General features: G+C 61.1%; 19 protein-coding genes. 11 read left to right on the top strand and 8 right to left on the bottom strand.

Features of this window, described 5'->3' with window-relative positions; translation table 11 throughout:
* Positions 1 to 13: 13 nt before the first annotated feature.
* Positions 14 to 874 (bottom strand): bifunctional helix-turn-helix domain-containing protein/methylated-DNA--[protein]-cysteine S-methyltransferase, encoded by an 861-nt coding sequence (locus tag RA29_RS00480; protein ID WP_039681883.1) that lies wholly within the window; start codon positions 872 to 874, stop codon positions 14 to 16.
* A gap of 134 nt (positions 875 to 1008) precedes the next feature.
* Between RA29_RS00480 and RA29_RS00475 the strand changes: the two genes are divergently transcribed.
* Entirely contained in the window at positions 1009 to 1422 is a 414-nt protein-coding gene (locus tag RA29_RS00475; RefSeq protein ID WP_039681882.1) for a GFA family protein, read from the top strand.
* Here the strand turns inward: RA29_RS00475 and RA29_RS21685 are convergent.
* A complete protein-coding gene (locus RA29_RS21685) occupies positions 1419 to 2447 on the bottom strand; it encodes a Hint domain-containing protein (RefSeq protein ID WP_052249383.1) in 1029 nt (342 codons plus the stop codon). The genes RA29_RS00475 and RA29_RS21685 overlap by 4 nt on opposite strands.
* Before the next feature lie 165 nt (positions 2448 to 2612).
* Positions 2613 to 3440, bottom strand: a complete 828-nt coding sequence (locus RA29_RS00465) for a cobalamin-dependent protein (RefSeq protein ID WP_193743428.1) — start codon at positions 3438 to 3440, stop codon at positions 2613 to 2615.
* A gap of 185 nt (positions 3441 to 3625) precedes the next feature.
* On the opposite strand from RA29_RS00465, the gene nth reads away from it, so the two are divergent.
* From nth to RA29_RS00450, 3 genes are all read left to right on the top strand, one after another.
* Positions 3626 to 4270 carry an endonuclease III gene (gene nth, locus RA29_RS00460; protein ID WP_039681881.1) on the top strand — a complete coding sequence of 215 codons (645 nt, stop codon included), beginning with the start codon at positions 3626 to 3628 and terminating at the stop codon, positions 4268 to 4270.
* Entirely contained in the window at positions 4267 to 5256 is a 990-nt protein-coding gene (locus tag RA29_RS00455) for an adenosine kinase (RefSeq protein ID WP_039681880.1), read from the top strand. Before nth ends, RA29_RS00455 begins: the two co-directional genes overlap by 4 nt.
* A gap of 86 nt (positions 5257 to 5342) precedes the next feature.
* Positions 5343 to 5933 carry a GNAT family N-acetyltransferase gene (locus tag RA29_RS00450; RefSeq protein WP_039681878.1) on the top strand — a complete coding sequence of 197 codons (591 nt, stop codon included), beginning with the start codon at positions 5343 to 5345 and terminating at the stop codon, positions 5931 to 5933.
* On the opposite strand, the gene RA29_RS00445 is transcribed toward RA29_RS00450, so the two are convergent.
* From RA29_RS00445 to RA29_RS00435, 3 genes are all read right to left on the bottom strand, one after another.
* Positions 5930 to 6415, bottom strand: coding sequence for a hypothetical protein (locus RA29_RS00445; RefSeq protein WP_052249381.1), 486 nt, complete (start codon positions 6413 to 6415; stop codon positions 5930 to 5932). The genes RA29_RS00450 and RA29_RS00445 overlap by 4 nt on opposite strands.
* A 62-nt stretch (positions 6416 to 6477) precedes the next feature.
* The gene (locus RA29_RS00440; RefSeq protein ID WP_039681876.1) at positions 6478 to 6960 is read right to left on the bottom strand and encodes an RNA pyrophosphohydrolase; all 483 of its coding nucleotides are present in this window, start codon (positions 6958 to 6960) and stop codon (positions 6478 to 6480) included.
* 237 nt (positions 6961 to 7197) lie between these two features.
* Positions 7198 to 8193 carry a hypothetical protein gene (locus tag RA29_RS00435; RefSeq protein ID WP_152612880.1) on the bottom strand — a complete coding sequence of 332 codons (996 nt, stop codon included), beginning with the start codon at positions 8191 to 8193 and terminating at the stop codon, positions 7198 to 7200.
* Positions 8194 to 8316: 123 nt separating this feature from the next.
* On the opposite strand from RA29_RS00435, the gene RA29_RS00430 reads away from it, so the two are divergent.
* The 4 genes from RA29_RS00430 (at position 8317) to RA29_RS00420 (ending at position 10710) form a co-directional block, all read left to right on the top strand.
* On the top strand, positions 8317 to 8529 hold the full coding sequence (locus RA29_RS00430) for a LysR family transcriptional regulator (protein ID WP_039681872.1): 213 nt from the start codon (positions 8317 to 8319) through the stop codon (positions 8527 to 8529).
* A 33-nt stretch (positions 8530 to 8562) separates the two neighbouring features.
* A complete protein-coding gene (locus RA29_RS00425) occupies positions 8563 to 9375 on the top strand; it encodes a hypothetical protein (protein ID WP_152612879.1) in 813 nt (270 codons plus the stop codon).
* A 42-nt stretch (positions 9376 to 9417) separates the two neighbouring features.
* Complete coding sequence (locus RA29_RS21680) at positions 9418 to 9612, top strand: hypothetical protein (RefSeq protein ID WP_052249379.1); 195 nt, start codon at positions 9418 to 9420, stop codon at positions 9610 to 9612.
* Positions 9613 to 9735: 123 nt separating this feature from the next.
* Positions 9736 to 10710 (top strand): zinc-dependent alcohol dehydrogenase family protein, encoded by a 975-nt coding sequence (locus RA29_RS00420; RefSeq protein ID WP_052249407.1) that lies wholly within the window; start codon positions 9736 to 9738, stop codon positions 10708 to 10710.
* 34 nt (positions 10711 to 10744) lie between these two features.
* Here RA29_RS00420 and RA29_RS00415 read toward each other — a convergent pair whose 3' ends face one another.
* A complete protein-coding gene (locus RA29_RS00415) occupies positions 10745 to 11644 on the bottom strand; it encodes a LysR family transcriptional regulator (RefSeq protein WP_039681868.1) in 900 nt (299 codons plus the stop codon).
* 106 nt (positions 11645 to 11750) lie between these two features.
* Here RA29_RS00415 and RA29_RS00410 point away from each other — a divergent pair, with 106 nt between their 5' ends.
* Positions 11751 to 12701: a DMT family transporter gene (locus RA29_RS00410; RefSeq protein WP_082029386.1), complete on the top strand. Its 951-nt coding sequence runs from the start codon at positions 11751 to 11753 to the stop codon at positions 12699 to 12701.
* A gap of 14 nt (positions 12702 to 12715) precedes the next feature.
* On the opposite strand, the gene RA29_RS00405 is transcribed toward RA29_RS00410, so the two are convergent.
* Positions 12716 to 13612 carry a DMT family transporter gene (locus RA29_RS00405; protein ID WP_039681864.1) on the bottom strand — a complete coding sequence of 299 codons (897 nt, stop codon included), beginning with the start codon at positions 13610 to 13612 and terminating at the stop codon, positions 12716 to 12718.
* Positions 13613 to 13706: 94 nt separating this feature from the next.
* On the opposite strand from RA29_RS00405, the gene RA29_RS00400 reads away from it, so the two are divergent.
* Together RA29_RS00400 and RA29_RS00395 are read left to right on the top strand one after the other, a co-directional pair.
* Positions 13707 to 14612 (top strand): LysR family transcriptional regulator, encoded by a 906-nt coding sequence (locus RA29_RS00400; RefSeq protein ID WP_039681862.1) that lies wholly within the window; start codon positions 13707 to 13709, stop codon positions 14610 to 14612.
* Between the two features lie 257 nt (positions 14613 to 14869).
* A complete protein-coding gene (locus RA29_RS00395; protein ID WP_039682320.1) occupies positions 14870 to 15799 on the top strand; it encodes a glutathione S-transferase C-terminal domain-containing protein in 930 nt (309 codons plus the stop codon).
* The last annotated feature ends 111 nt before the right edge of the window (positions 15800 to 15910 follow it).

Genomic DNA, 15910 nt, shown 5'->3' with positions numbered 1-15910 from the left:
GTGATGGGCCGTGTCAGGCCTCTGCACGCGCAGATTCAAAGGCCAAAAGCGCCCGTTTGACGGGCAACCCCCAGTGATAACCACCAAGGCCCCCCGACTTGCGCAAGGCGCGGTGACAGGGGATCAGCCAACTCACCGGGTTGCGGCCCACGGCGGTGCCCACAGCACGGACGGCGCGGGGGTTGCCGATGCTCTCGGCAATCTCGGAATAGGTGGTGACGTGGCCCGACGGGATCTGCAACAGCGCCTCCCACACCTTGATCTGGAAGGGCGCGCCAATCAGGTACAACGGCGCTTCCTTCAACTCCGCATCCTCGGCGCCAAAGGCGGCCAGCACCCACGGACGCAACCGCATCGGGTCCTCGACATACTCTGCCTTGGGCCAGCGCCGGGTCAGGTCGTGCATGGCCCAGTCCTCACCCATCTCGGCAGCAAAACCCAGACCACAAATGCCCTTGTCGGTCCCCATGACCAAAGCCAGACCAAAGGGGCTGTCAAACCACCCCCAGTATATGGTTAGGCCCTCGCCGCCCTTGGCATAATCACCGGGGCTCATGGATTCCCAGCGCAAGAACAGGTCATGCAACCGCCCCGACCCGCTCAGGCCCGTGGCATGGGCGGTCTCAAGGGTCGTAAACCGCTCGTTCAGCAACGCCTTGGCATGGCCCAGCGCCAGATATTGCTGATAGCGCTTGGGTGACACCCCAACCCAGCGGGAAAAGATGCGCTGGAAATGCGCGGGGCTCATGTCCATCTCGGCGGCAAGGCGATCCAGGCTCAACGGTGCCTCCGCCCGATCGATCAGGTCGATGGCGCGGCGCATGACGCCGTAGTGATAGCCGGTCTCGGCAGTGGTCTGTGCATTCTGTTCCATGTGAGCCAACCTAGGCGAGCGCCCCCCCACGCGCGACCCGTTTCCTGTGCATTTCCGAACTGCACTTGGCACGCCCAACGCCACCAACCACATAGTCACAAGGACGCATCATCGCCCCAAGGCCACAAACCACCATGCCAGACCCCATCACCCATACCGGCGGCTGCCTTTGCGGCAACATCCGCTTTGCCGCAACCGGCTCCGCGCTCAAACCGCACACCTGCTCCTGCAAGATGTGCCAGCGCCACAGCGGCGCACTCACGACAGCATGGGTCGAGTTTCCGGCAAGCGCGGTGACATGGACAGGCCCGGGAGGCGCGCCCGCAACATACAGATCATCAGACTATTCCAGCCGCGCCTTTTGCCCCATCTGCGGCAGCACGCTGGGGGCCATAGACGATGATCCGGTCATCGCCCTTTTGGTCGGCAGTTTCGACGAAACAGACGCGCATGACTTGATCCCAACGACACATTCCTACCGCGGCAGTCGCCCCAAATGGTGGCAGGTCTCGATCAAGAACGGCACTGGGAAACGGCCCCAGTCTTAGGTCAGCAGGGCTGCTTCGAATTTGCGCAGAACGGGGCGGGCAAAGGTGTCCGCATCCACACCAGCCCGTCCAAACAGCTCAAAGTCCAGCCGCTGCTCGACATCGTAGGTGCCGATGCGCGGACACAGGCTTTCACAGGGCAGCCCGTTCACGATCAGGATCTCGTGCCGTTCCAGCAGGATATGGCGGTAGCAGATCGGCGTCACATTCCGCACAGGGGCAATCGTGGTCCCGTTCTGCATGTGCTTTGCCGCCACCAGCACCTCGCTCTCGCCAAAGAACAGGTCAGCCGCCACACCGTTAAACAGAACCCGGTGGTTGGGGGACAGGACCAGCGACTGGGCTGGCTGCCCCGGCCCCATCGCCCCGGCGGCAAACTCGATCGGGTGCAGTTCGGGAAAGAACATGACCTCAAGATCGCTGACCGGGCGGGCGCCGACCCAGACAATCGGTTGCGGCCCGTTGTCCACCGTAATCACCAGATCGCCTGCGGCCAGATGCTCAATCGGCACAGGGCCATCCGGCGTCTCGACCATGGCACCATCGATGAAACAGGGAATGTCGTTGACGGGCGTTTCCTGGCCGTCGCTGTTGCTGGCCACCTCATAGGTGGTGCCGGGGACCGGCAGGCTCGGGCCGCTGATGCCCACATTCTGACCGTCAATGCGGATCACCCAGAACGTCTCGCCCGTGGTGGTGGTAAAGGCGAACTCAAGCTCGACCTGAGAGCCTTCTCCGAATTCCGCATCGTTGATCTCGACCTCTTCGGTCAATGCCTGATCATTGCTAGCGGTCGATGGGCTCGATCCATCGCCGGGCGTGTCCAGAAAACCGTCGCTGAACAGGTTGTCATCCGACCCAAGCGGATTGCCGTCGTCGTCCTCGATTTCAATGACCGTCAGTTCGGCACCCGGATTCAGGGTAAAACTGGCACCAATCGGATAGCTTGTCGTCGAATTAGTGTCCGCGTCGGCTGACCACTGATCAAAGGCATAAATCGGAAGATTGAAGGTGAATGAAGCCAAGGCAACCCCACAAGCCAAGTCAAAGTCGTTTCAGACAGAATTCAACCTGTGCGTGATTCTCCAAGCGAACATCGCAAAACACCGGAGCGTCGGCGGAAATCCGTCACTCCGGTGTTGGCACATTGAACGCATGGCGACCGATACGCGGAACAGAACCGGCGCCATTCAGTTCCGCCGGTTCGAAATTCGATCCCAATGGCACTCGATCAGGGCTTGTGCCGTCTCGAAATCATGCGCCATCCCGTCAATATCCATAAGGGCCACGGTCTCTGCATCGGTTTCAAGGATCTGACCGCTGACAAACAGCGCCGCCTCGGGCTTTTCCAGACGCAGGGCCACAACCAGCTTTGACAGCGCGTCCAGCGCATGCCCCCCGGCGGCGGACATACCGATAACGATGGATCGGGATTGACCGATCTCTGTCATCAACTCGTCATGGGTCTTGCCGATCAGCAGGGTGACATCCCACCCCTCGCGCCGAAACAGATCGGCGGCCATGCGCACACCCAACGTATGTGTCTCGCCCGGCACGGACACGAAATGCGCGCTCTTGGTCGTGACCGGGGCAGTGATCGGCACCTGATGCCGCATGGCATGCATGATCGCATACAGACGGCTTGTGCCGCGCGTCACATCGGTGAAAGACACCCGGTCCTCGTCCCACCAACGGCCGAGTTGGCAGGCCGCGTCGGCGAGGTACTTGAGGTAAATGACCTCAACCGACGCGCCTGCCCGGCGCACCTCTTGAATGAACTTCGCCCCGGCCTGGTCATCGTCGGCCAGCAGCGCGTGACAAAACGCATTGATCTGATCGGGGGCGGGATGTTCGGCAAGTTTCTGCAAAACAGGCCGGTTCAACCGCGATAGCACCTCGCGCGCCAGATCCTCGACCGACCCGGTTGGCAGCCTCGACTTCAGACGCCTGAGATTGGCCTGCGACTTGGCGTAAAGATCCACATCGAATTGCACATCATGCTGTCCCACGCCCTGCACATCATCCCTCCCGGCTCAGTGGCCACCCACCACTTTGGGTCGAGGTCGTGATTGCAGCCCTGTCAATCAATCTTGACAGTTCAACTTTGACACGAATCGGACAAGTTGTCGCAGTTCAGGTGCTTGAACCTGCGCGCAACGGCCCCACTTGCCCGCTGCTACAACTTCCCCCATAAGCACGCGCCATGGCCAAACAGCTCGACTACCACACGATCCGTCAGATCTTTACCCGTTTCCACGCGGCTGACCCCGCGCCCGAGGGCGAGTTGGAGCACGTAAATGTCTACACCCTCGTGGTGGCCGTGGCGCTCTCAGCCCAGGCTACGGACGCAGGCGTGAACAAGGCGACAAGGGCGCTTTTCCAGATCGCCGATACGCCCCAGAAAATGCTCGACCTCGGGCTTGAGGGCCTGACCGACCACATCAAAACCATCGGCCTCTACCGCCAAAAAGCCAAGAACGTCATGAAGCTCTCGCAGATTCTCGTGGACGACTACGGCGGCGAGGTTCCGAACAGCCGCGCAGCGCTGCAATCGCTGCCGGGCGTCGGGCGCAAGACGGCGAACGTGGTCCTGAACATGTGGTGGAGCCACCCGGCCCAAGCGGTCGACACCCACATCTTCCGGCTCGGCAACCGCACCGGCATCGCGCCCGGCAAGACCGTGGACGCCGTCGAACGCGCCATCGAAGACAACATCCCGGCTGATTTCCAGCTACACGCCCACCACTGGATGATCCTGCACGGGCGCTACCACTGCAAGGCGCGCAAGCCGCTCTGCCCCACCTGCATCATCCGCGATCTCTGCCCGTTTGAGGACAAAACCGAATGACCAAATACACGCTCGCTGGCATCGGCAACGCCGTTGTCGATGTGATCACCCATGCCGATGACAGCTTTCTCGACCTCATGGGGATCGAAAAGGGGATCATGCAGCTGATCGAACAGGACCGGGGCGAGGTGCTCTACGCCTCCATGACCGAACGGCTGCAAACCCCCGGCGGCGCGGTCGCGAACACCATCGCTGGCGTCGGCGCTCTCGGTTTGCCCACGGCCTTCATCGGGCGGGTCCACGACGACGCACTGGGGCGGTTCTACGCCAAATCCATGCAAGACAGTGGCACCGATTTCGTGAATGATCCCATCCCGGACGGAGAACTCCCCACCTCGCGGTCGATGATCTTCGTCTCGCCCGACGGTGAACGGTCGATGAACACCTATCTGGGCATCTCCACCGAACTCGGCCCCGACGACGTCCCCGAAAGCGTTGCCTCAAACGCCGAGATCATGTTTCTCGAGGGCTACCTTTTCGACAAGGACAAGGGCAAAGACGCCTTTCGCCAGGCCTCCCGCCTCACCCGCGCGGCAGGCGGCAAGTCAGGCATCGCCATCTCCGATCCCTTCTGCGTCGATCGCCACCGCCCCGACTTCCTCGACATGATCGAAAACGAGTTGGACTTCGTGATCGGCAACCAGCACGAAATCACGTCACTCTTTGAAACCGACGATCTGGAAATGGCCCTGAACAAAACAGCCGACATGATCGACCTCCTGGTCTGCACCAAATCCGGCGACGGGGTCACGATCATCGGAAACGGCGAACGCCACGATATCCCCGTCGAAACGGTCACACCCGTAGACGCCACCGGCGCAGGCGACCAATTCGCCGCCGGGTTCATCTACGGCATGGCCACTGGCACAGCCCTCGCCACCTGCGGCCGCATGGGCAACCTCTGTGCCGCAGAGGTGATCAGCCACATCGGCCCCCGCCCCAAGATCGACATGAAACAGCAATTCGCCAGCGCGGGCCTGCTCTAGCTCCGCTTCCCCTTGACCCCACGCCCCCGCTTCTTCTGACTAAAAATACGACGGGGGTTTGGGGGCTGGCCCCCAAGGAGCGCACAATGCTCGCCGATGGACATCACGACGTGCCCAAGGGCAAGGTGGCCATGGTCGTCACCGACCTCGAAATGACCACGCCGCAATACCGCGGCGCGCCCTGCCCTGACGGCCTCACGCTCAAACCCATGATGCGCGCGGTCGGACCCTACCTAGAGCTGTTCCGCCGCGTCGGCGGCCCTTGGCTCTGGTACGGACGCACGATCATGCCGGAACAGGAACTGCACGACATCCTCGTCGATCCCGACACCGGCCTCTACACGCTGGAAAAAGACGGCCAGCCCGAAGCACTGCTGGAACTTGATTTCAGCGTCAAGGGCGCGTGCGAGCTGGACTATTTCGGCCTGACCTCCGCGCTCATCGGCACCGGTGCGGGTGCCTACCTGATGGACCGGGCCATCGAGTTCGCATTCGCCCGCGACATCACCCGGTTCCATCTGCACACCTGCACCATCGACAGCCCGCAAGCGCTCGGGTTCTACCGACGCTCCGGTTTCACCCCAATCGGCCAACGCATCGAAATCGCAGACGACCCGCGCATCGCGCACGGCTACCCGCGCGACAGCGCGCCCCACGTGCCGATCATCGACCCCTAGCGCTGCCCCAGCGGCACGCAATCCCGTCCGGCCAGACAGTCGCGCAGTTGCGCAACCTGCTCGGCGCTTGGACGGCCAAACAGAAACCCGCCGCAGGCATTGGTGTGCAGCACATAGCTGTGACTGGTCTGGCGCAGGAACCCGAGCATCTCGCCGGGCTTCGGCTGCGGGCACCACGGGCCCGCGCACTGCACCTCCAGCACAACCTCCGTCTCAAACGCCGGATCCACACCACGCACGGTCAGGGCATCACCCTTGAACGTGGCCGGGATCAGGGTCACCGCTGCGGTCGGCGTCTGCCCGGACAAATCCATCTCCGGCACCAGATCCGCATCAAACTCCAGCGTCCCCAGCACGGGCACATAGCCCTCCTCTGCCGCCGCTGCCTCCTGATAGGCGTCCGTGACACCGTACGGCATGCAGGACAGGGCAAAGGCAGGCAGCGGCGCAAAGGCCAGCACAAAACTCAGAACGCGCAACATAGGCGACCCTCTCTTTCGGTTGGCCTCACCCTGCGAATGCCGCCCACGTTATGCAATAGCACTCACAGATGCGGCGCGAATTCCTCAAGCACGCGCACGTAGACATCGCGCTTGAACGGCACGATGGCCTCCGGCAACTCCGCCGGGCTCATCCACTTCCACGCTGAAAACTCCGGGTGCGCCGTCTCCAGATCAATCTGCGCGTCCGACCCGTTGAAGCGCAGCAAAAACCACTTCTGCTTCTGCCCCCGATACTTGCCCTTCCAAAGCTGCGGGATCAGGTCATGGGGCAACTCATAGGGCAGCCAATCGGCGGTTTCAGCCACCACATCGACCAAAGCCGGGGAAATGGAGGTCTCCTCCTCCAACTCGCGCAAGGCCGCCGCCTGCGCATCCTCGCCCTTGTCGACGCCCCCCTGCGGCATCTGCCAGGCATCCTTGAACCGGTCCTTGCGCTGACCCACCCAGACAAGGCCATCCCCGTTCATCACCATCACGCCCACATTCTTGCGATAGGGCAGCTTTTCAATTTCTTCGGGGGTCATCTTGGGTATCTCCGGCAGTTCCGCCGTCGGAAAACACCATTCTCCCCACGATGTGAAGAGAATGTTTGGTTTCGGTGGTGGGCGCGAGGTTGGCTATATAGATGAAGGTACCACTGGCTGCGCCGCAAAACTACGCTTGGATGAAGGGCGCAAAGCACAGGAGGCGAGATTAAAAAGCGTATGAAAAGGTCGGCACGGACAGATGCTGCACACGGTCGCAATGGCAGCTTTGCGGAGCTACCGCTTACGCGACCAGACCATTGCGGTTTGGTAGCCAGCGGCCTCCAGCAACGCGACCTTCGACGTCCATCCCGCCGGACAGACGACAAAGGTGGCTCCCATTCCACGGTTGGCGAACGCCGCCTCAGCCGCACGCAACAGCGCATTCGCCCCCTCACTGCCTTGGTCAAGTGCCACAGGGTTCGCCAGCTCGGGATGATAGTAATCGTCAATCACACCTGTCCCCGCAATGTCATGGGCAGCTGGAAAGTGCAGGCGCGAGGCCGGCTGCGCGATAACGTAACCTGCAAGATCATCTGGTGGACCCATAACCATCATGTCGCGATCCCGAAGTGTCAGGCTCCGCATCATCCAGGCAGCAAACCGTGGATCAGCTTCGGGATGGATTTCCCAGAACGGGTCTATGCCAAAAAGAACCTGACGGTTCTCGGCGCTGCGCGCAACAATACCTGGAACATCGGCTTCCGTGGCTTGCCGAATACCATCGGGGATCCCCTGGTCTCCAAGATCGCTGCGCGACAGATAAAGCGTAAGAGGTTCATACCCGTTTGCCTCGAACGCAGTTCGCCAGACGTCACCCGCAACATAGGATGCCAGCTTGATCCGGGCACCTGCTTCGTCAAGGGCGCGCTCAGCTGCGGCCAACAGGCCTTCAGCCGTTCCACCTGGTGCATCAGCGACAACGAAAGAATCCGGCAAAATCAGCCCCGGCTCGCCGAACGCGCCCGCATAGATAGGCGGCACTGGCAACATCATCGCATGAATGACACCCGTGATCTTACCCCCATCCTCCGCGACGTGCCAAAACTGTTGGAAGGGTTGCGCATCGGCCGTCAGCGCAAACTCTAGCGCCTTTTCGATCTGGACGGCCGCATCGTCAGCAATCTTCCAGAGAATGGCGTCCTCTGCATGGCGTTCCAACGCATCCAGCATGAGAAGCTCGACCAATCGCGGCATGTCGTCTGGTGTCGCTCGGCGGACTGTCTGGGTCATCTCCGGTCTCTCGTCGCTGTTGCTGGGTGCTGTTTTCTCTCCTTTATCGACCGCCTGTACCAAATTGACAAAGCAGATTGATCCAATCAGCGTTTAGAAAAACGATCGCCTCGCAGGCATCGAATGAAGAACGTGAACCTGAATGCACTCCGGGTGTTCTCTGTGGTCGCCTCATATGGGAACCTGCAACGCCCGGCTGAGGAACTGAACCTTTCGCGGGGCGCGGTCTCTCAGCGGATCAAGCAACTCGAAATTGAACTGGGCCTGGTTCTGCTCGTGCGGGGCCGCGCGGCGTATCTCTCACGCCGGACGGTAAGCGCTGCCATTCAACAGTGAAAGAGGGCCTCGCGATCATTGACGATGCCCCGGATGGACGCTTTCGCCGCCGGGTTTCCGAACGTGTCCCTGACCACACAGGTCCACGCGCAGGTCATGGCGCGCAGTCTGGGCCGGAACGAGATCGCAATCTGGCCCGGCAAAGCACATGATACGAATGCAGCTCACGGATCAGGCCCGATTGCAGCGGGTCTTTGGTCCCCTATCGGGCGCAAAACCTATGTCGCAGAGATCGGGACCAGCCTCGTGTTTGAGGCAACCCAGGCCTATATCGGGGCCGCTCTGCCGGATGAAAAGCCGCCTCTGATCGTCATCTCGCATGGGTCCGGCAGCAGCAATGATGGCACCGCCTGGCTGGCTGCGGATTTGGCAGAGCGGGGGGCCCATGTGCTGGTGATGAACCATCCGGGCACAACAACCGGCGACAGTTCTCCGCGCAAAACCGTCCGTCTTTCAGAACGCGCTGCTGATCTGAGCGTCGCATTGGACCATGTCCTTGCGGACCCCTACTTCGCCAGCCGTATTGACACGGACCAGATCGCCGCACTGGGTTTTTCGCTCGGCGGGTCCACGGTGCTGGGCATTGCCGGTATCCGCCTCGATCCCGCCGCCTATCGTGACTATTGCGAGGAATTCGGCGAAGCCGCGCAGGATTGTCTGTTCCTGATGCGTGGCGGCGTCGATTTCGACAGTCTGCCAACCGCCTTCTCGTCGGATATGTCAGACCCACGGTTCACACGTATCGTCACCGTCGATCCCGGATACACATATGCCGTGGTTGCTGACAGTGCGGCTCAAGTTGATGCACCGGTGCAACTCGTGACTTTGGGCGATGGTTTCCCCTGATTCACCACTGATGTCCGCGCAGAGGGCAGCGGATTGGTCGAGATGTTGCCAAACGTCCAACACGACGTGATCCCGAATGCCCGTCACTACTCGTTCCTGGCCATCTGCAAGGAAAACGCAGCGCAGATGTTGATAGAAGAGGGGGAAGACCCGATGTGCGACGACCCCGACGGATGGGATCGCACCACAGCCCACGAGGCGTCGATCGAGGTGATCGCCCGGTTCCTCAATCTCTGATCCTTAGCGCATGCTGTGGGATCGCGGCCCCTCCCCCCCCTGATGCAGATGTGTCCGAGGGGTATTGGGACATTGACCCGGCGCGGCTACACCCCAAGCGCACCGGATGAAAAGGGACCTTCGATGTCGTTAAGCAATCAGGCACAGCATCGCCGCTCCTTTGTCTACCGCACATTTGGCGCGCCTGCGTCCGCCCTCGCATGGGTTAAGACCGACCTGCCCCCTTTGCCCACCGGACAGGTGAGGGTCGCGATGACGCTGGCACCCGTGAACCCCTCCGACCTGATCCCGATCACCGGTGCCTATGCACAGCGTATCGTACTGCCAGCGGTGGCAGGATATGAGGGCGTCGGGCGCGTGGTCGCCGCCCATCCCGATCATGCGCATATGCTGGGCAAGCGTGTCCTGCCCCTGCGCGGCGAAGGCACGTGGCAGACGCATGTGGACTGTCCCGCTGGTGACGCGGTGGAGGTGCCACCGGACGTACCCGACGTGATCGCGGCGCGCGCCTACATCAATCCGCTTGCCGCCATCACGATGCTGCGCCTGTGGCCCGTGCGCGGCAAGACGGTGGTGCTCAGCGGGGCGGGATCAAGCTGTGCCGACATGCTGGGCCATCTGGCGCGTGTGCAGGGCGCGACGCGGGTCGTTGGTCTCTACCGCTCTGACTGCCGCGTGCCGCGGTTGCGGGCGCTTGGGATCGAGCCGGTTGCCCAAGCAGACAACACGCGTATTGCCAAGATCGCGCAGGCGGCTGACCTGACCTTTGACGCTTTGGGTGGCACGGTGGCGTCGCGCATTCTTGACCTGATGCCGTCGGGTGCGACATTCGTGGGCTATGGTCTGTTGACCGGGCAGCCTGTGTTATTCACCGGCGCGCCTCGGGCCTCATACAAACGGTTTCACCTGCGGGACCATCTGGGGTCTGTGGCCCCGGACGGCATGGCACAGGCGTTCAAGGACATCTGGCCCCTGCTTGCAGGAATGGACTGGCCAGAGGTGACGGTCTTTCCCGTCACGCAATGGCAGGACGCGCTGCAACAGGTAGAGCAGCCGGGGGCATTGAAACCACTGCTGGATTTTCGCAGCAGAGAATGACGTGTCAGATCGCATGTGACCCATGCGCAGGGGCCTAAACGGACCGCGCTGACATCAGGAACGCGATGAACTGGCGCAGGCACGCGATCCTTTTGTTGTTTTCCGGATAGTACAGATAGTAGGGCGGCAGATCGCGGACGTGTTCATCCAGCACGGTCTCCAGCGCGCCGCTGTCGATCTGGTCCTGAATGCTGCTGCGCAGGGCCCAGCCGATCCCGTGACCGCCCTGCGCCGCCCGGATGACCCCATCGACCTGATCAAAGACAAGCCGCGCAGGCGGGTCAATGCGCGTCTCTCGCCCTTCTTCGATGATGTGCCAATAGTCCAGCCGCCCGGTTGTCGGAAACCGGTAGCGAATGCACTGATGGGTCAGCAGGTCGCGCAGCGTTTCCGGCCTGCCGTGGACCTTGAGGTAGGACGGCGCCGCGAAATAGGCGGGCGTCAGCGGGGGCGTCAGGCGCACGGCAATCATGTCGGGGGCGAGGATATCGCCCTGGCGGATCCCGGCATGAACCCCTTCACCGATGACATCGACCAGACGTTCATCAAAAGAGATGTCGAGATTGATACCGGGATGCTCGGCAAGGAACCCGGCCATGTGGGGTTCAAGGGCTGCGATGTAAGCCCCGCGCGAGACACTGAGCTTCAACGTCCCGTGGGGTGCGGCGCCAGCCTCTTGGGTGCGGGCGGCGGCCTCAAGAAGATCGCGGTAGGCGGGTTCCGCGTTTTCGAACAGAACGCGGCCCGCATCCGTCAGCTCGATGCGCCGTGTTGACCGGTGCAGAAGGCCAACGCCCATCCTGTCTTCCAACGCCTTGAGTTGAAGGCTGACCGCAGGGGCCCCGATGCCCAGCGATGTGGCGGCAGCCCGCAACGATCCCTCGCGCACAATGGCCAGAAAGACTTCGATTCCGTGAATGGGTGCGCGCTTCATTGTTTAATTTTACCAAACTCTAACGTCAATTTCCAAGGAATTATCAATCAATTCCCGCGCCGTTACCTCAGTCACCGGCATCATCAGCAACCGTCGGGGGACCACCATGAGTTTGAGCGCATCGGCAACCCTGTCACCCGGCGTGTCGCGCGGGCTGATCATGATCGTGGGCGCGATGTTGATCACATCGGTGCAGGACGTGATTTTCAAGTTGTTCAGCAGCGCGCTGCCGCTTGGCCAGATCTTTGTGCTGCGCGCGATGCTGGCCATCCTGCTTTTGATGGTGCTCGCGGCGGTGCACCATGTGCAGCGGGGTCTGTGGGCACAGGCGCTGTCGCGTTGGGTGCTGCTGCGATCCGCCCTCATGACGCTGTTTTTTCTGGCGTTTTACGGCTCGATCCCGTTCGCAAGCCTCGCCGTGCTGGGGGCCGGGGCCTATACCGCACCGATTTTCGTTGTCTTGCTGGCGGCCTATTTCAGCGCAGAGCCCGTTGGCTTTCGTGGATGGATCGCCGTTGCCATCGGATTTGCCGGTGTGCTGTTTCTTCTGCAACCGGGGACGGAGGCGTTCTCGATCTGGGCGCTCCCACCGGTTGTAGGGGCCGGGTTCTATGCCATGGCGCATGTGATCACGCGCTTGAAATGCCGGGACGTGTCCACCGTAACGCTCGCCCTGTCCCTCAAGCTGGCCATTATGGCAGGCGGGCTGCTGGCCAGTCTGGGCGTGCTCTTGTGGCAGCCGGATCAGGCGCTTGTCGCCGCCTACCCCTATCTGCTTGGGCGCTGGCAGCCGGTGTCACAGCAAGATTGGGGCATCCTGTGCATTCTTGCCGTTCTGACGGTCGCCATCGGGCTTAGCATCGCGGGCGCATACAAGGCCGCCCAACCCACCACTGTTGCGACCTTTGAATACAGCTATCTGGTCTTTGCGGTGGCGTGGGACATTCTGGTCTTTCAGGTCGTTCCGGGCATGGCAAGCGCGCTGGGTCTGGTGATGATCGCAGGCGCGGGATGGCTGGCTATGCACCCTGCAACCGTTGCGACAGCGCGCAGATAGCGGGCTTTGCCTGACTATTCCTGCCGGTCTCGCTTGGCCGGAAGCGCCAGAAAACCGGCAGCCGCGATGATCGCAATGCCAAACAAACCGACCACGTCCGGCCACTCTGCGAAAAACAAACCGCCCCAGATCAGGCTAAAGAGCAGGTAGCTGTAATCGAAAGCGGCAACCGTGTTGGGTGGCCCCTTCTGATAAGCGATGGCAGCGCCGACGCTCCCAATACAGATCAGGATGGCCAGCGCCGCGACCGTCGCCAGCACCCCAAGGTCTACCGTTTGCCAAGGGCCAAAGACAAAGGAGCCGTCCTGCCCGGAAAACAAACCAAGCCCGGCCCCGCCAAGAACGAAAGTGGCGTTCAACACCAGCGCGAGTACGAACGGATCATCATGCCGACACTTGGCAGAGGTGAGCACCATCGCGCAGGCATAAAGACACGCAGCCGCGACAGGAAGCAGCGCCCCAAGTGCCACACCAGACGCATCAGGCTGAATGACAAACAGCACGCCTGCGAAACCCGCCGCGATGGCGATGATCGCGCGGATAGACGGCCATGTCCGGCCAACTGCAGCGGCGAGCGCCACAATGAACAAAGGGCCCGTGTAGTATGCCGCCGCCGCGAACGACAACGGCATGAGCGGCAGTGCCGAGTAATAGCTGAGCCACATCACAAACAGCAGCGCGCTACGCAGCAACGCCCAACCGATATTGCCCCACGAAATCCGACCATAGCGACGCGCGAGCCACCACAGAACGGGCACAACCATGGACGAGCGAAGCAGGAACATCTGCCAAAGCGGCAGTGACAATCCCTTTGCCTTGATCACAGCGTCACCCAACGAAAGTGCCGCAACCGAAGTGATGATGGCGAGAACGGCGATCTGAGACTGATATGCTGGGGCTGGCGATCTCACTGCGATCTCCGATGATGGCTTCGGTGATGCAGAAAAATCATGTATCTCATGGGATAAAAAACGAATTCTTGACCAATTTGCATGAGCCAATGGAATGGATAACCGACAGATGGCCCAGCTACCGTTAAATCGTCTCAGACCGTTCGAGGCCGCCGCGCGCCTTGAAAGCTTTTCCCGGGCCGCAGCCGAGCTTGGGATGACACAGACAGCCGTAAGCAAACAGATTGCCGCGCTCGAACGGGAACTGGGCTTCACTCTGTTTGAACGGCGCAATCGAGCGGTCTTCCTGACGGATGCCGGGCGCCGGTTGGGACGGGTTGTCAGTGGGGCCATTTCAGACATCACAGCCGAACTGGCCGCTTTGCAAGGTCTCCGCCGATCAGATGAACTGATCCTCCATTGCCAACTTTGCGAGGCGTTCTACTGGCTCATGCCGCGCCTATCGGGATTTCACCAACGACATCCCGGCGTCGGATTGCGCGTCGTCAGCAGCCTGAATCCGCTTACGGAGACACCAGAAGCATTCGATGTTGCGATGCAGACATCCGGCCGTGCATCAGGTTCAGCCCGTCTGGCCTTCACCGCAGCCGACGACATCTTTCCGGTCTGTGCCCCGTCGCTGGTCCGCAAGGAAACGCTTCCGATCCTACCGCACCAGATTGCCTCGTTCCCACTTCTTGTCCATGCAGTCACACGTCAGGACTGGATGGTTTGGGATGATTGGTTTGAAACCCTGGGCATCAAGTTGGAACACCCGCCACACTATGTCTCGTTCGACAGCTATCCCCTCGCCCTGCAGGCCGCCGTCGCAGGTCAGGGTATCGCACTGGGATGGCGCAGAACGACCGAGGGGATGATTGCAGAAGGCAAGCTTGTCAGACCATGCACCCAGAAGATCGAGCGCCCCACAGAGCTATCGGTGTTCAGGGGCACATCTCTCCAGCCACATCCGAAAGTAGATCAGCTTGTCGCGTGGCTCAAAGAAGAGTTGGGTGTGTGACACCTCAACTGCGGCGGACACAACCCGGCGTTTTGTGATGGGCTCAACATCGCGTCGCCGCACGATCATTTCGACCAGACACGCATGATGCGGATCGGGAACTGGCCCGCTTCGGTATCGGCGCAAGTCAGAGACCGCCCAAATGAGAACGCAAACCACGGGTATCGCGGGCCTTTGCCCAAGGATACGCAAACGGCCACTTTCCATATGATCGGCACGTTCCTATCCTCCTACAGAATTCAGAGGTGATCGCACGCATGGGCATGTTGATTGATGGAGTATGGGACGACACCGCCGATCGCTCCATGATCTCGGGCACGTACCGTCGGGAACAAAGCGCGATACCGACATCCATCGACCGTGAGACGCTCGAACAGATCGGCACTCAGCAAAACCGTTTTTTTCTGATTGCATCGGCCAGCTGTCCCTGGTCACACGCCGCCGTCATCGCGCTTACGCTCACAGATTTGGCCGGGATGGTCGGCATCCAGTGGGCCGGTGGTCCACGCAAGGAAGGCTACGGCCTGTTGCCCGGCGGTCCGCTGCCAAGGCGGTCGGAATTCCAACACGTCCACCAGTTCTATACCGCGACGATGTCCGACTATACCGGGCGCTCCACCGTTCCTGTCTTGTGGGACGCAGCAGACAACAAGATCCTGTCGAACTCGTCAGCAGACATCATCCTGGCCTTCGATGCGATCAGCCCAAGGATCGCGTTGCGCCCCCAAAGCCTCGCGGATGAGATCGACGCTCTGACACAGCATATCTTTGACGGGCTGTCGAACGCAGTCTACCGCGCCGGAAAATCCCAACGGCAGGATGAATATGATGAGGCGGTCGACCTCGTTTTTTCGACGCTGGACGGGCTGGAGGCAAGGCTCAACGCCCAGACCTTCTTGTTCGGGGATGACCTGACGCTCGCCGATATCAGGCTCTTCGCCACGCTTGTCCGGTTTGACACGGTCTACGCCACACATTTTCGCTGCACGCGCAGGCGGCTTGTCGACTACCCGAACCTATGGCGCTTCACCCGCCGGATCTTTCAACTGCCCGGTGTGCGGCAAACAGTGGATTTCCAGGAAATCCGCTACGGCTACTACGTCAACGATGGCGATCACAACCCGCACGGTATTGTCGGACAGCAACCGGACATTGATTGGGATGACCGGACTGGGATAGCCGAATAGCGGCTATCCGGACAGTTCGCGGCATCCCGCAGGCACGGCCTCAAGCGCTCATTTGCATGGGCGGCAGCAAACGTCGGCGGCGTCCCGAAACCCGCCGCGCAAGCCGGTCCA

It is taken from the genome of Tateyamaria sp. ANG-S1 (genome assembly GCF_000814025.1).
Taxonomy (GTDB): domain Bacteria; phylum Pseudomonadota; class Alphaproteobacteria; order Rhodobacterales; family Rhodobacteraceae; genus Tateyamaria.
This window is presented reverse-complemented; position numbering and strand designations above follow the sequence as displayed.